The 14122-nt window shown below is 70.2% G+C and carries 17 protein-coding genes; 12 read left to right on the top strand and 5 right to left on the bottom strand.

Annotation, left to right across the window (positions count from 1 at the left end; all coding sequences use genetic code 11):
• Positions 1 to 189, top strand: coding sequence for a DUF3099 domain-containing protein (locus ABZX12_RS19830; protein WP_355694982.1), 189 nt, complete (start codon positions 1 to 3; stop codon positions 187 to 189).
• Here the strand turns inward: ABZX12_RS19830 and ABZX12_RS19825 are convergent.
• Positions 174 to 1106, bottom strand: a complete 933-nt coding sequence (locus ABZX12_RS19825; RefSeq protein WP_355694981.1) for a cation diffusion facilitator family transporter — start codon at positions 1104 to 1106, stop codon at positions 174 to 176. The two genes, ABZX12_RS19830 and ABZX12_RS19825, sit on opposite strands and share 16 nt — an antisense overlap.
• Positions 1099 to 1992: a LysR family transcriptional regulator gene (locus tag ABZX12_RS19820; protein ID WP_355694979.1), complete on the bottom strand. Its 894-nt coding sequence runs from the start codon at positions 1990 to 1992 to the stop codon at positions 1099 to 1101. The genes ABZX12_RS19825 and ABZX12_RS19820 overlap by 8 nt, the downstream gene beginning before the upstream one ends.
• A 71-nt stretch (positions 1993 to 2063) precedes the next feature.
• On the opposite strand from ABZX12_RS19820, the gene ABZX12_RS19815 reads away from it, so the two are divergent.
• The 7 genes from ABZX12_RS19815 to ABZX12_RS19785 all read left to right on the top strand — a co-directional run bounded on the left by ABZX12_RS19815 (position 2064) and on the right by ABZX12_RS19785 (position 8961).
• Positions 2064 to 3116, top strand: a complete 1053-nt coding sequence (locus ABZX12_RS19815; protein ID WP_355694977.1) for an SDR family oxidoreductase — start codon at positions 2064 to 2066, stop codon at positions 3114 to 3116.
• A gap of 61 nt (positions 3117 to 3177) precedes the next feature.
• Positions 3178 to 3783 carry an XRE family transcriptional regulator gene (locus ABZX12_RS19810; protein ID WP_355694975.1) on the top strand — a complete coding sequence of 202 codons (606 nt, stop codon included), beginning with the start codon at positions 3178 to 3180 and terminating at the stop codon, positions 3781 to 3783.
• Between the two features lie 122 nt (positions 3784 to 3905).
• Complete coding sequence (locus ABZX12_RS19805; RefSeq protein ID WP_355694974.1) at positions 3906 to 5066, top strand: FAD-dependent oxidoreductase; 1161 nt, start codon at positions 3906 to 3908, stop codon at positions 5064 to 5066.
• Positions 5063 to 5218: a hypothetical protein gene (locus tag ABZX12_RS19800; RefSeq protein WP_355694972.1), complete on the top strand. Its 156-nt coding sequence runs from the start codon at positions 5063 to 5065 to the stop codon at positions 5216 to 5218. The genes ABZX12_RS19805 and ABZX12_RS19800 overlap by 4 nt, the downstream gene beginning before the upstream one ends.
• Entirely contained in the window at positions 5215 to 7053 is a 1839-nt protein-coding gene (locus ABZX12_RS19795; protein WP_355694970.1) for a 2Fe-2S iron-sulfur cluster-binding protein, read from the top strand. The genes ABZX12_RS19800 and ABZX12_RS19795 overlap by 4 nt, the downstream gene beginning before the upstream one ends.
• Positions 7050 to 7952 carry a dihydrodipicolinate synthase family protein gene (locus ABZX12_RS19790; RefSeq protein ID WP_355694968.1) on the top strand — a complete coding sequence of 301 codons (903 nt, stop codon included), beginning with the start codon at positions 7050 to 7052 and terminating at the stop codon, positions 7950 to 7952. The genes ABZX12_RS19795 and ABZX12_RS19790 overlap by 4 nt, the downstream gene beginning before the upstream one ends.
• 7 nt (positions 7953 to 7959) lie before the next feature.
• Entirely contained in the window at positions 7960 to 8961 is a 1002-nt protein-coding gene (locus tag ABZX12_RS19785) for a proline racemase family protein (RefSeq protein ID WP_355694966.1), read from the top strand.
• 36 nt (positions 8962 to 8997) lie between these two features.
• Here ABZX12_RS19785 and ABZX12_RS19780 read toward each other — a convergent pair whose 3' ends face one another.
• Positions 8998 to 9627: a TetR family transcriptional regulator gene (locus ABZX12_RS19780; RefSeq protein WP_355694965.1), complete on the bottom strand. Its 630-nt coding sequence runs from the start codon at positions 9625 to 9627 to the stop codon at positions 8998 to 9000.
• Between the two features lie 94 nt (positions 9628 to 9721).
• On the opposite strand from ABZX12_RS19780, the gene ABZX12_RS19775 reads away from it, so the two are divergent.
• Together ABZX12_RS19775 and ABZX12_RS19770 are read left to right on the top strand one after the other, a co-directional pair.
• On the top strand, positions 9722 to 10201 hold the full coding sequence (locus tag ABZX12_RS19775; RefSeq protein WP_355694963.1) for a peroxiredoxin family protein: 480 nt from the start codon (positions 9722 to 9724) through the stop codon (positions 10199 to 10201).
• Position 10202: 1 nt separating this feature from the next.
• On the top strand, positions 10203 to 11408 hold the full coding sequence (locus tag ABZX12_RS19770) for an MFS transporter (protein ID WP_355694962.1): 1206 nt from the start codon (positions 10203 to 10205) through the stop codon (positions 11406 to 11408).
• Positions 11409 to 11420: 12 nt separating this feature from the next.
• Here the strand turns inward: ABZX12_RS19770 and ABZX12_RS19765 are convergent, their stop codons facing one another.
• Complete coding sequence (locus ABZX12_RS19765; protein WP_355694960.1) at positions 11421 to 11774, bottom strand: UBP-type zinc finger domain-containing protein; 354 nt, start codon at positions 11772 to 11774, stop codon at positions 11421 to 11423.
• A gap of 49 nt (positions 11775 to 11823) precedes the next feature.
• Positions 11824 to 12462 (bottom strand): HD domain-containing protein, encoded by a 639-nt coding sequence (locus ABZX12_RS19760; protein ID WP_355694958.1) that lies wholly within the window; start codon positions 12460 to 12462, stop codon positions 11824 to 11826.
• A 35-nt stretch (positions 12463 to 12497) separates the two neighbouring features.
• Here ABZX12_RS19760 and ABZX12_RS19755 point away from each other — a divergent pair, with 35 nt between their 5' ends.
• Entirely contained in the window at positions 12498 to 13637 is a 1140-nt protein-coding gene (locus tag ABZX12_RS19755) for a helix-turn-helix domain-containing protein (protein WP_355694956.1), read from the top strand.
• Positions 13618 to 14109 carry a VOC family protein gene (locus ABZX12_RS19750; RefSeq protein ID WP_355694955.1) on the top strand — a complete coding sequence of 164 codons (492 nt, stop codon included), beginning with the start codon at positions 13618 to 13620 and terminating at the stop codon, positions 14107 to 14109. The genes ABZX12_RS19755 and ABZX12_RS19750 overlap by 20 nt, the downstream gene beginning before the upstream one ends.
• Positions 14110 to 14122: the final 13 nt, after the last annotated feature.

Here is a 14122-nt window from a genome sequence, read left to right as displayed (position 1 = left end):
ATGGCTCGCCGCTACGACAACCGCAAGCTCTACGTCCTGCTGATGGGCAGCTGCCTGACGCTGATCATCCTGGCCTGGTTCGTGGTGCGGCTGTTCTCGATCCCGGTGGCGATCGGGATGAGCGCGGTCGCCGCCGTCCTGCCCCCGACCGCCGCGATCCTGGCGAACTGGGGTCACGACAAACGCTGACGGGTATCCGCCGGGGTCGGGTCGAGGTAGAGGTGCCGCACCATCGGGAACGCGGCGCGGACCTTCTTGTCGATCCGTTCCGCGAGCTGCTCGACGGCGGCCCCGGTGGTCTCGGAATTGTCCAGGTCGACGGTCGCGACCACCAGCACCTGCTCCGGCGCCAGCCGCAGGCTGAGCAGCTCGGGCACCTCGTCGATCCCGGGCTCGCCCGCGATGATCGCGCGGATCTCGCGCTGGGTGCCGCTCGGCAGCGCACGCCCGATCAGCATCGCCTTGTTGTCGCGACCGAGGACGAACGCGACGACGATCAGCAGCAGCCCGATCGCGATCGACGCGGCGCCGTCCCAGAGATGCTCGCCGGTGACGACCGCCAGCGTCACACCGACCGCGGCGATCAGCAGGCCGACCAGCGCGGCGGAGTCCTCGAGCGCCACGGTCTTGACCGCGGGCTCGGCAGCACGGAGCTGATGCAGCAGCGGGACGCCGGCCGCCCGCGCCTCCTGCCGGAGCTGGCGCATCGCGCGCAGCCAGGACGCACCCTCGAACACGAACGAGATCCCGAGCACCGGATAGATGACCGCGAGCGCGGCGATCGGCTCGGGGGCGAGGATCGACCGCAGCCCCTCGGTGATCGAGAAGCCGGCGCCGAGCACCAGGATGCCGACGGCGGCGAGGAGCGCCCAGAAGTACCGCTCCATCCCGTAGCCGAAGGGATGGCGCGCGTCGGCGGGCTTGCGGCTGCGGTGCAGCGCGGTCAGCAGGAAGGCCTGGTTCAGCGTGTCGGCGACGGAGTGCGCCGCCTCGGCGAGCAATGCGGTGGAACCCGAAAGCAGGCCGGCGACGATCTTCGCGATCGCGATCGCGAGATTCGCCGTACCGGCCAGGAGGACTGTCGCGTCCGACTCTTCGTCAGGCATCACCTTCGCGTGCCCGCAGCCCGGCCGATCGAAACAGCACGTCGACGAACGCGGCCGCGAGCGGGTCCGGTTCGCCGCGGGTGTACGCCGTGAGCGTCCGGCGTACGGCGGGCTCCGTGTGCAGCACGCGACCGTCGAAGTCCTTCGGGAGGATGTTGTCGGGCACCAGCGCGGGACCCAGACCGGCTGCTGCCAGTGCGGGTGCGGCGGCGGTCTGCTCGGTGCGTACGGCGATGCGCGGCTCGAAACCGGCTTGTGCGCAGACGGTGTCGAGCACGTCCGCGAGGCCGTGACCCGGTGCGTAGTGGACCCAGGCGCGGTCGGCCAGGTCCTGCAGCTTGACGGTGTCGCTGGTCGCGACGGGATCGTCGGCGGCCACCACGACGACGAGTTCGTCCGTGCCGAGGACGCGGATGACACCTGGCCAGTCCGCCGGTTCCGGGCCGACGGCGAGGTCGGCCTGGCCGGAGTGCATGGCGTCGACGAGCTCGTCGGTGTGGCGGTGCTCGAACAGGCGGATGCCGACGTTCGGACGGGTCTGCCGCCAGGCTCGGAGCGCGGCCGGCAGCACGCCGAGCGTGATCGAGTACAGCGTCGCGATCTGCAGCTCGCCGACCTCGAGTCCGGCGGCCTGCCGCGCGGCGCAGCGCGCCCGCTCCGCGTCGGCCAGGGTCGCCCGGGCATGCGGAAGCATCGCGCGGCCGGTCGGGGTCAGGCGGACGCTGCGGGGGAGCCGCTCCAGCAACGGTCCGCCGGCGGAGCGCTCGAGGGTGCGGATCTGGTGGGAGAGCGCTGGCTGGGTGACGTGCAGCAGCTCGGCGGCCTTGGTGAACGAGCCCTGATCGACCACGGTGACGAGGTATTCGAGCTGCCGGAGCGTTGCCATGTCTTCAGCTTATGGGATCGGTGAAAACTATGCCTTGGTTTTATCCGCGCAGGTCAGCAAGGCTGTTCGGTATGGAGAACGTCGCGTTGGTGGTGGGTGCCCGAGGAGTCATCGGGACGAATCTGGTCGAGCATCTGGCGTCGCTGCCCGAGTGGCGGGTGATCGGGCTGTCGCGCCGCGGCGGCACCGACGTACCTGGCCGGGTGCGGCACGTGGCCGTCGACCTGCTGGACCCGGACGACACCCGGGACAAGCTGTCCGGGCTGACCGACGTGACGCACGTCTTCTACGTCGCGTACCAGGACCGTCCGACCTGGGCGGAGCTCGTGGCGCCGAACCTCGCGATGCTGGTGAACGTCGTCGACGCGATCGAACCGGTCGCCCGTCAGTTGCGGCACGTCAGCCTGATGCAGGGCTACAAGGTGTACGGCGCGCATCTCGGGCCGTTCAAGACGCCGGCGCGGGAGGACGACCCGCCGCACCTGCCGCCGGAGTTCAACGTCGACCAGCAGCGGTTCCTCGAGGAACGTCAGCAGGGCAAGGCGTGGACCTGGTCGGCGCTGCGCCCGTCCGTGGTGGGCGGTTCCGCGCTCGGCAATCCGATGAACCTCGCGGTCGCGATCGCCGTGTACGCGTCGCTGTCCAAGGAACTCGGCGTACCGCTGCGGTTCCCGGGCAAGCCCGGCGCGTACCACTCGCTGCTGGAGCTGACCGACGCCGGATTGTTGGCCAAGGCAACGGTTTGGGCGGCGACCGCCCCGGCCGCGGCGAATCAGGCGTTCAACATCACGAACGGCGACCTGTTCCGCTGGAGCGAGCTGTGGCCCAAGCTCGGCGCGTGGTTCGGGCTCGAGGTCGCGCCGCCCCTGCAACTGTCCCTGCAGGACGTGATGGCGGACAAGGAGCCGGCCTGGAAACAACTGCAGGCCGCCCACGGACTGGAGGCCACGTCGTTCGCCGAGGTGTCGTCCTGGCCGTTCGCCGACTTCGTCTTCGGCTGGGACTACGACTTCTTCGCGGACGCGTCGAAGTCGCGGCGGGCCGGATTCCACGAGTACGTGGACACCGAGCAGATGTTCTACGGCATCTTCGCGGACCTGCGGCGGCGCCGGATCATTCCGTGACGGTTCCCCGGGTGGCGGCTCCCGGCCGGGTGACCGGGCCGCGGTTGCCGCCGGATGTGGCATGCTCCGGGCTGTGACGGCGATGGGTGCGGGAAAGCTGCTCGGGACGAACCTGCGGGCGCGGCGCGACGAGCAAGGCATCTCGCTGTCCGAACTCGCCCGGCGGTCCGGGATCGCGAAAGGTACGTTGTCGCAACTGGAGTCCGGCGCGGGCAACCCGACGATCGAGACAGTGTTCAGTTTGTCGAACGCTCTGGGTGTGCCGGTCTCGGCCCTGCTGGCCGACTCGCCGGCCTCCGACGTCGTGCTCGTGCGGTCGGCGGACGTCGACGTCCTGTCCGGCGACGCGATCGACCTGCGGATGCTGCGGCGGCTGGAGCACCCCGGCGGGCTGTTCGAGATCTACAACCAGGAGATCCGGCCGGACGCGGTCCAGCACTCCGACGGGCATCCGGGGACCGAGCATCACATTGTCCTGGCGGGGTGCCTACGTATCAACGCTCATGGGCAGACCGAGGAACTCGGGCCGGGCGACTATCTGGCCTTCCGGGCCGCGCGGCCGCATTCGTACGAGGCGGTGGACGGGCCGGTGCGGTCGGTACTACTGCTCGAATACCCGCCGGACGTGTACCCGACGGCGGCCGGCGGGCCGCATCTGCCGGCCTAGCCACGGGCCGGGTTCCGGGAAAGGTCCGGGAGAGGTCCGGTTGGGTGCATTGACCGGTCGGAGGAGGCGCGCGTAGTCTCGGTATCGTTCATTTTAGCGAACGCCTGCCGAGGAGGTCCGTCATGCACCGGTCCGCGACACCCGATGTGGTGGTGGTCGGCGCGGGCATGGTCGGGGCGGCGTGCGCGGAGGCGTTGTCGGCGGCCGGGGTGCGGGTCCTGGTCATCGACCGCGACGGCCCCGCGGCCGGGACGACGGCCTCCGGTGAGGGCAACGTGCTGGTGTCGGACAAGGAGCCGGGGCCGGAGCTGGAGCTCGCCGTCGCGTCACGCGCCGAGTGGGACGTGGTCCGCGGACGGCTGCCCGAGCGGGTCGCCGACGTGGAGTGGGAGGCGAAGGGCGGCGTCGTGGTGGCGACCGGGGACCCGGAGCCGCTGACCGCGTTCGCGGCGAAGCAGCGTGAGGCCGGGGTCGCCGCGCAGGTGATCACGCCCGCGGAGGTCTTCGAGCTCGAGCCGCTGATCACGCCGCGGGTCACCGTCGGTGTGCACTATCCGGACGACGCCCAGGTGCAGCCGGTGCTGGCGGCGACGGCGTTGCTGGCAACGGTTCGCGAGCGCGGCGGCGAGGTCAGATCGGGGGTCGCCGCGCTCGGGATCCGGCAGTCCCGGGGCCGGGTCGTCGGCGTCGACACGTCCGACGGCGACATCGCTTGCGGTGCGGTGCTCAACGCGTGCGGTCCGTGGGCCGGTGCGTTCGCCGCGGCGGCCGGTGCGCCGATCGAGGTGCTGCCGCGGCGCGGGATGATCCTCGTGACGGCACCGCTCCCGGAGTGCGTGCGACACAAGGTGTACGACGCGGATTACGTCGGCGCGGTCGGCAGCGGCGACGCCGAGCTGCAGACCTCCACCGTGGTCGAGTCGACGCGAGCCGGCACGGTGCTGATCGGGTCGAGCCGCGAGCGGATCGGATTCGACGACACGATCCGGGTGCTGGTGCTGCGCGAGCTCGCCCGCAAGGCGGTGGGCCTGTTCCCGTTCCTCGGCGACGTCCCGGTGATGCGGACGTACGGCGGCTTCCGGCCGTATGCTCCGGATCACCTGCCGGTCATCGGCCCCGACCCCCGCCTCCACGGCCTGTGGCACGCGACCGGCCACGAGGGCGCCGGCATCGGCCTCGCCCCCGCCACCGGCCGCCTCCTCACCGAACAGTTCCTCGGCCTGGCCCCCCACCTCGACCCGTCCCCGTTCCGCGTCGACCGTCCGGCGGTGATCGCCGCATGACCATGATCACGTCGAGCCCGCGGTATGCCGGTGCGCGGTACGACGGTGCGCGCGGCACCGTCACGCCTTCATCCGCTCCACCGCAGCTCCACGGCATCCCGCCCGGTGCCGACCGCAAGCTCACCTCACTCCGTCGCGTCGGTGCGTCATGACCGCCTACCTGTGCCCACAATCCGGCGACCCGGCCGAGGTCGGCACGCCGCCGACGGTGGACGTCACCATCGACGGCAAGCCGGTCGAGGCGCGCGCCGGCCAGACAGTCGCCGCCGTGCTCCTCGCCAACGGCCAGGACACCTGGCGGACCACCCGCATCCACGACCGCCCCCGCGGAATCTTCTGTGGAATCGGTGCCTGCCAAGACTGCTTGATCACCATCAATGGCCTCCCCGACATCCGGGCCTGCCAACGCACAGTCGCCCCCGGCGACAGCATCACCACCCAACAAGGCGCAGCGCTTCCCGCCACGACACCTTTGGGTGCGTCGCCTTCGGGCACCGCGCCTTCGGGGGTGGTCGGTTCTGGTGGAGGCGGGGGCCGGTTGGCTGAGGTTGTGGTGGTGGGAGCGGGGCCGGCCGGGATCGCGGCTGCGCTTGCAGCGGGGGATGCCGGGGCAGAGGTGTTGTTGGTCGACAGCGGGCGAGCCGTCGGCGGCCAGTACAACCGGCAGCTACCGGCCGAGTTCGCAGCGCAGCGACCGGATCGCCTGCAGCACGAATGGAAGGCGTTCGCGCGCCAGCGGGACAGGCTGCAGGGACATCCACGGATCACCTACCTTCCGGAGACTTCGGTCTGGGCGGTGGAGGGTCTCCGACTCTGGGCACAGACCGGACCGGCAGACGCGAGCGGCCGGCAGCCGTTCCCCATCGACGCCAAGTCCGTCGTGCTGGCAGCCGGCGCCTTCGATCGTGTGCTGCCCTTCCCCGGCTGGGATCTACCGGGCGTCTACACCGCCGGCGCCGCCCAAGCCCTGGCGAAGGGCCAGCGGATCGCCGTCGGCCGACGCGTCCTGGTCGCCGGCACCGGTCCATTTCTGCTACCGGTCGCCGAGTCCTTGATCGGCGTAGGTGCCCACGTCGCCGGACTCCTCGAAGCCAACACGCTGACGACGGTCCGCAAGGGCTGGTCCACCGATCCATTGGTTGCCCGCAGCAAGCTTCGCGAGGCTGTCGGGTACGGCGCCCTGCTCGCCCGTCACCGCGTCCCGCTCCGCCACGGCTGGACGGTGATCGCCGCCCACGGCACGAACCACGTCGACTCCGCGACGATCGCCCGCCTCACGTCCGATTGGCGCCCGATCCGCGGCACCGAACGCCGCATCGACGTCGACGCAATCTGCGTGGGCTTCGGCTTCACCGCAAACCTGGAGCTAGCGGTCTCCGCCGGCTGCACCATCGCCACCGGCCCCGACGGCGGCCCAGCCGTAGCCGTCGACGCCAGTCAGCAAACGAGCACTCCTGGCGTCTTCGCAGCCGGCGAACTCACCGGCATCGGCGGCGCCGCCCTCTCCACCGCAGAAGGCACCCTCGCCGGCACCGCAGCGGCCCACTACACCCGAACCATCGCCACCCCACCCAACGCCACCCCACCCAACGTCACCGAGGCGTCTGCGGCGGCTGTGGCTGCTGGTGCGAAGGGGCGGCGGTTCGCGGCTGCGCTGGCCAAGGCTTATCCCGTGCGGGACGGGTGGAAGAGCTGGAGTGACGCGGACACGCTCGTCTGCCGGTGTGAGGAAGTGACCCGGGGGCAGCTCGAAACCGCCGCCGACGAGCGGGGGCTCGACGACGGCCGGGCGATGAAGCTGAGCAGTCGCGCGGGGCTCGGGATGTGTCAGGGGCGGGTGTGCTCACGCACCGTCGCCGCCCTGCTCGCCAAGCCGGGCGACGCACGGCAACCAAGCATGAAAAGACCGATTGCCGTGCCAGTGCGGCTGCGGGATCTGGCGGCGGCCGAGGTCGCGCCATCACCGGAAACCAGGGAGGAACCATGAGCGAGAAGTTGGACGGCGTGATCGTCGCGACCGCGTTGCCGTACGCCGAGGACGCGTCGGCGCCGGCAGGACTGCGCCCCGACCTCGACAAGTACGCCGAGCACTGCCGCTGGCTGGTCGACAACGGCTGCCGCGGCGTCGGGCCGAACGGGTCGCTCGGTGAGTACTCGTCGCTCACCGACGACGAGCGCCGGGCCGTGGCGAAGACCGCGATCGAGGCTGTCGGCAACGACGGTGTCGTGGTCGTCGGCGTCCACGGCGTCGGTTCGCACCAGGCCCGCGCCTGGGCGGAGAAGGCGGCCGAGGACGGTGCGGACGGCGTGCTCTGCCTGCCACCGACCATGTACCGCGCGAACCGCGGCGAGGTGATCGCGCACTTCACCGAGGTCGCGAAGGCCGGACTGCCGGTGATGGTCTACAACAACCCGCTGGACACCAAGGTCGACCTGACGCCGGACCTGCTCGCCGAGATCGCGCAGATCGAGAACATCGTCGCGGTCAAGGAGTTCTCCGGCGACGTCCGGCGGATCCTCGAGATCCGCGAGCTGGCCCCCGACCTGGCCGTGATCGCCGGCGCCGACGACCTCACCCTCGAGGCGCTGCTGATGGGCGCGACCGGCTGGTTCGCCGGCTTCCCGAATGTGTTCCCCAAGGAATCGGTCCGGTTGTTCGAGCTCGCCACGCAAGGCAAGCTGGAGGAGGCCCGCGCGTTGTACGAGCCGCTGGTCGCGGCGTTCCGGTGGGACTCGCGCACCGAGTTCGTCCAGGCGATCAAGTACGGCATGGACTACGTCGGGCGGTTCGGCGGACCGTGCCGCCCGCCGCGCGGACCGCTCGTCCCCGAGCACGTCGCACAACTGGAGCAGGACATGAAGAAAGCAGTGGAGTCACTGAAGTGAGGCAGTCATGAGGTCCGTCCGGACGATCACCGCCATCGACTCGCACACCGAGGGCATGCCGACCCGCGTCGTCACCGGCGGGGTCGGTGTGGTGCCGGGCGCGACGATGGCGGAACGCCGCGAGTACTTCATCAAGCACCTCGACGACCTGCGGCTGTTCCTGATGAACGAGCCGCGAGGTCACGCTGCGATGAGTGGGGCGATCCTGCAGCCGCCGACGCGGTCCGACGCGGACTGGGGCGTGCTGTACATCGAGGTCTCCGGCCTGCTCCCGATGTGCGGTCATGGGACGATCGGCGTGGCCACGGTGCTGGTCGAGTCCGGCATGGTCGAGGTGACGGAGCCACGGACGTTGGTCCGGCTGGACACGCCGGCCGGGCTGGTCGTCGTCGACGTTGCCGTGAGCAACGGCCGCGCCGAGCACGTGACGTTGCGCAACGTCGCGTCGTACGCGCATGCCCTCGACGCCTCGGTGGACGTGCCCGGGCTGGGCAAGGTCACGTACGACCTGGCGTACGGCGGGAACTTCTACGCGATTCTGCCCCTCGAGCAGCTCGGCATCCCGTTCGATCGGGCGGAGAAGGACCGCATCCTGAAGGCCGGGCTCGACATCATGGACGCGATCAACGCCACCGACCGTCCGGTGCATCCGTTGGATCCCGGCATCAGCGGGTGCAAGCACGTGCAGTTCACCGCGCCGGGTCTCGACGGCGCCGACTCGCGGAACGCGATGGCGATCCACCCCGGCTGGTTCGACCGTTCGCCGTGTGGGACGGGGACGTCGGCGCGGATGGCCCAGCTCCACGCCCGCGGCGAGCTCTCCCTGGACACTGACTTCGTCAACGAGTCCTTCATTGGCACCCGTTTCACCGGCCGCCTGGTCGAGGAAACCACGGTCGGTCCGTACCCTGCCGTGGTCCCCACGGTCACCGGCCGCGCCTGGATCACCGGCACCGCCAACTACCTTCTCGACCCCGGCGATCCCTTCCCTACAGGCTTCGTGCTGTAGTCACGGGTCGGCCGGTCGAAGGCGCAGCCGCCGCTGTCAATCCGCGGGGCGATAGCCGCGGACGTGGCCCAGTGCCATGTCGAGGGCCAGCTCCAGCGGTTGGACATCATGCGTGGCCTGGGACAGCAACAGGCCGCCTTGTAGCGCGGCCATCACCGCGGTCGCGAGCGCTTGCGGGTCGGCGTCCTGGGACAGTTCGCCATCAGCGCGCATCGCGCGGAACCCGTCGAGCAGGTACTCCTCCCACTCGGCGAAGCACGCCGCCAGCACTCGACGGGCCGACTCCGATCGGTCGGCGAGCTCGCTCGACAGCGAGCCCAGCGGGCAGCCACCCACTCCGCCGGTGGCGCGGGTGCTCTCGACGACGTGATCGCGCCACCGCTGCAGACCGTCCCACGACCGCGCCGCACGCAACTCCGTTCCCTGCCCGGCGATGATCTTGGCGAGCTGGTTGCGGATGACCTCCAGGACGAGCGCTTCCTTGTCGGCGAAGTAGTGGTACAGCTGCGACTTGCTGGTGCCGGTGGCCGCCATGATGTCGTCGAGGCTGGTGCCGGCCACGCCTTGGTCGTACACCAGCTCCGTGGCGCCCGCGATGATCCGGGCGCGGGTCAGAGAGCCTCGCGCGGTCAGGCGTGCCGTACCCCGGTGGATCTTCGTCGCCATGGCCGCAGTGTACGGCGAATTGGACTTGATAGTCCAATTTTGTGCCATGAACATGGACCACTCAGTCCAGTTATGGCATTCAGAGAGGAATACCGTGTCTCGTCTGCACAACGGCCAGCACTTCCCGTCCCTGTCGCTCCCCGTCGTCGGTGGTGGAACCGTCTCCTTGCCGGACGATCTCGCCGGCTCGTTCGGCATCGTCTTGATCTACCGCGGGTCCTGGTGCCCGTACTGCAATGCCCAGCTCGCCGCGTTCTCGCGTGCGTCGGAAACGCTCGCGGAGTTGAACGCCAGGGTTGTCGCGCTGTCGGTGGACGACGGGCCGACCAGCGCCGGCCTGGTCGAGAAGCACCAGCTGAAGTTCCCGGTCGCACACAGCGCGGACCCGGACACGGTGTCGAAGGCGACGGGCGCGTACGTCAGCGCCGATCATCGCTACCTGCAGTCGTCCGGCTTCGTCCTCGATCCCCAGGGCGACGTCATCACGGCCGTGTACTCGAGCGAGGCCATCGGTCGCTTGGTCGCGGACGACGTCGTCGGGTTCCTCCGCTATCTGAAGGCCCACGAGGGCTGAGATGGCGACCGAAGAGCAGCGTCGTGCCCTCGTTCTCGTGGCCTTGGCCGCAGTGCTGGCCAACGCCTCCTGGTTCAGCGCGACCGCGATCGTGCCGGCTCTCGAGGACCAGTGGCACCTGACTGCAGACGGCGCCGCCTGGCTGGTGGTCGTCGTTCAGATCGGTTTCGTGACCGGCAGCGTGGGCGCGGCGATGCTCAACCTTCCCGACCGCCTGCAGCCGCGCCGGCTGATTGCTGGTTCGTCGGTTGCAGCGGGGCTGTGCAACCTCGCATTGCTGCTGGCGCACGGGCTGGCCCTCGCGCTGCCGATCCGTCTGCTGGTCGGTGTCGCGCTGGCGGGGGTCTACGCCCCTGCCGTGCGGTTGGTCGCTAGCCACTTCGAGCGCGGGCGTGGCGTGGCGACCGGCGTTGTGGTCGGCGGGCTCACTCTGGGCTCGGGGACGCCGCACCTGGTGCGCGGACTGGGGCACGTTCCCTGGCAGGTGACGATCGCGGTCACGTCTGTTCTCGCCGGCTTAGCTGCGGTAGCGGTCTCGACGGTGCGGCCTGGGCCGGCCGCCGTATCGTCCCCTCCGCTTGATGTCGGCGCCGCGGTCCGGGCCCTTGCCCGGGAGCGGCCACTGCGGCTGGCCACCATGGGCTATCTCGGGCACATGTGGGAGCTGTATGCCTTGTGGAGCTGGCTGGCCGCGTTCTTCGTTGCCGCACGGGCGGATTCGCGACCCGGCCCTGCTCAGACCGGTGTGGTCACGTTCCTTGCGATCGGTGTGGCCGGGTTGCTCGGAGCTGTTGCGGCCGGACGGCTGGCCGACCGGTTGGGGCGCACCACGATCACCAGCGCGGCGATGCTTCTCAGCGCGGCGTGCTGTCTCGCGAGCCCACTGATCTACGGCGCGGCGCTGCCGGTGCTCGTGGCGGTGTTGCTCATCTGGGGCGCGGCCGTGATCGCCGACTCCGCACAGTTCTCGGCTGCGGTGACGGAGTTGGCCGAGCCGCGGTACGCGGGTTCGGTGCTCGCGTTGCAGCTCGCCCTCGGGTTCACGCTCACCATCGCCAGCATCCGGCTCGTGCCCCTCGCCGTCGGCGTCGCGGGTTGGCGCTACGCGCTGCTGCCGCTGGCGATCGGGCCGCTGCTCGGAACGGTTGCCATGCTGCGGTTGCGTCGACTGCCGGCGGCACTGACTCTCGCCAACGGGCGACGCTGACTGGGGCAGAAGTTACCGATGGAGCTGGGACTGCCAGTTGGTGGGGACCTTGCCGCCGGGGACCGGCTGGTCTTCGGGGCGAGCGGCCGGCGGGGCGAGGTCGGGGCCGTCGTAGTACTGGGACTCACCGTAGTGCCAGAACCAATCCTCGCCGGGCTCGAAGCTGCGGACGATCGGGTGGCCGCTCTCGGCGGCATGGGCGGAAGCGTGCTGGGCGGGGGAGGAGTCGCAGCAGCCGATGTGACCGCACTGCGCGCACCGGCGGAGGTGGAACCACCAGCCGCCGGCCTGCAGACACTCGACGCATCCGGTGCCGCTCGGGGGAACTGTGCTGTCGATGCCTGGCGTTCCAGAACTTTCCGTCATACCGGACATCCTCACCTGTCCCCGGCTCCCGGACAAGCAACGTCCGCGGTCACTCGGGCCAGGACGAGTTCTTGATGACGTCCACGAAATCGCCGCGGTGGAAGCCCGGGACGAAGTGCTCCAGTACGTCGGCCTTCACGTTGCCGAAGGTGGTCGCCGGGCGGTCCTGGATACCTTCGGTGAACGCGGCGAGGATGCGGTTCTTGAAGTCGGGACGGGGGTGCGCGGCGGTCACGGCGTCGCGCTCGGCGCCGGTGACCGCGTCGTACCCGATGCCGAGGACATCGAGTTCGACGCCGCGGGTGACGAGGGCGATCTCGGCGGACATGTGCAGCGGGATCTCCGGGGTGGTGTGCAGCGCGATCGCCGTCCACACGCGGTCGGCGGCGTCGTCGCTGATCCCGTGCCGCCGCAGGAAGCTCCGAGCCTCGTCGGCGCCGTCGATCTCGAAGCGCTGGTCCGTCCGGCGGTAGCGCTCGGTCAGGCCGAGGTCGTGGAACATCGCGCCGACGTACAGCAGTTCGGGGTCGAAGGAGAGACCCTGCGCCCGGCCGCGGAGGGAGCCGAACAGGTACACGCGGCGGGAGTGGTCGAAGAGCAGCGGCGACGCGGCGTCGCGGACGAGGTCGGTCGCCTCGCGGGCGAGGGCGCTGTCGGGGATCTGGATGCCGGCGATGGTTTCGGTCATGCGTTCAGGTTCGCGGTGCGGGGTACGCTGACGCCATGTCCAAATCGCCAGGTGAACCACAGATTCGGACATGCCGAGTCGCGCTCGTCGTGTACGACGGGGTGACGCTGCTCGACGTGACCGGACCGCTCGAGGTCCTCCACCAGGCCAACCTGGTCACGGCCGACAACAGGCCGGCTCGGGGCGCGCCGACCGAGTGGGACCGGCCGACCGAGGGGGACCGACCGGGCGCGGGCAATCGATGGGGTGGGAGTGTGCGGTACGAGTCGGTGCTTGTGTCTGCGGGTGGCGGGGAGGTGACTTCTGCCTCGGGTGTGGTGCTGGCGGGGGTGGTCCGGGCTGCTGACGTCGGCGTGGTCGACACCGTGGTGGTGGCTGGGGCGGATGATCTGGTGCGCGGGGTGCCGGGCGAGGTTCTGCAGGTGACGGCGAGGTTGGCGGACGGGGTCCGGCGCGTGGCGTCGGTGTGCAGTGGGGCGTTCGTCTTGGCGGCGCTCGGGATGCTGGATGGGCGGAAGGCGACGACGCATTGGCGGCATGCGGCGGCGATGGCGCAGCAGTATCCGAAGGTGGAGGTCCTGCCGGACGCACTCCACGTCACCGACGGGCGGTACCTGACCTCGGCGGGGATCAGCGCCGGCATCGACCTCACACTCGCGTTGGTCGAAGCAGACCACGGCTCCGAGACGGCCAGAGCCGTGGCGCGTGAACTCGTCGTCTTCATGCAGCGCCCCGGCGGCCAGTCGCAGTTCTCGACCGCGATGGCGACCCCTCCGCCGCGCACCGATCTGCTGCGGGCACTCGCCGACACCGTGGTCACGGACCCGGCGGCTGACCACAGCCTGCCGAGCCTGGCTGCGGCGGCCGCGGTCAGTCCACGACATCTGACCCGGCTGTTCCAGAGCGAGTTCAACACCACGCCCGGCCGATGGGTCGAGCGTGTACGGCTGGACCGGGCGCAACAACTGCTGCTGGACGGGCACAGCATCACCACGGCAGCACGCCTCAGCGGGCTCGGCAGCGACGAGACGTTGCGCCGGGCGTTCGCACGTCATCTCGGCACGACGCCGACTGAGTACCGCCGCCGCTTCCGGGCCGCGCGATCCGACGAGGAAGAGGACAGAGTCCGTCCGCTATCAACGTCAGACTCGAGGTATGAGCACACCAAACGGTAAGTCGACGATCACGCCCTACATCGTGGCGAAGGGCGCGGACGCCTTCCTCGAGTTCGTGGAGCACACCTTCGAGGTCAAGACGAGCGGACGGTTCCCGAACCAGGACGGCACCGTCGGCCACGCCGAGATCACCGTCGGCGAATCGGTGCTGATGACCTTCGACGCGGCGGCCGACTGGCCGGACACCCCGTCCTTCCTGAGCGTGTACGTCGACGATGTCGAGCGCACCTATCAGCGGGCCCTCGACGCCGGCGCCACCGTGGTGACCGAGTTGATGTACTCCGGTATCACCGGCGACCGCGGCTGCCGGGTGAAGGACCCGGTCGGCAACATCTGGTGGCTCCAGACCCACGTCGAGGACGTCCCCGAGAGCAAGGCCCGCGAGCTCTTCGCAGACCCGGACGAACTCGCCGTCATGCGCATCGCGCAGGACACCTTCGCGGCCGAGATGCACGGCCGCGTCCAGACCTGAGCAACCGTACCGA

Origin of the sequence: Kribbella sp. NPDC003505 (genome assembly GCF_040610875.1) — a bacterium.
Lineage (GTDB): Bacteria > Actinomycetota > Actinomycetes > Propionibacteriales > Kribbellaceae > Kribbella.
This window is presented reverse-complemented; position numbering and strand designations above follow the sequence as displayed.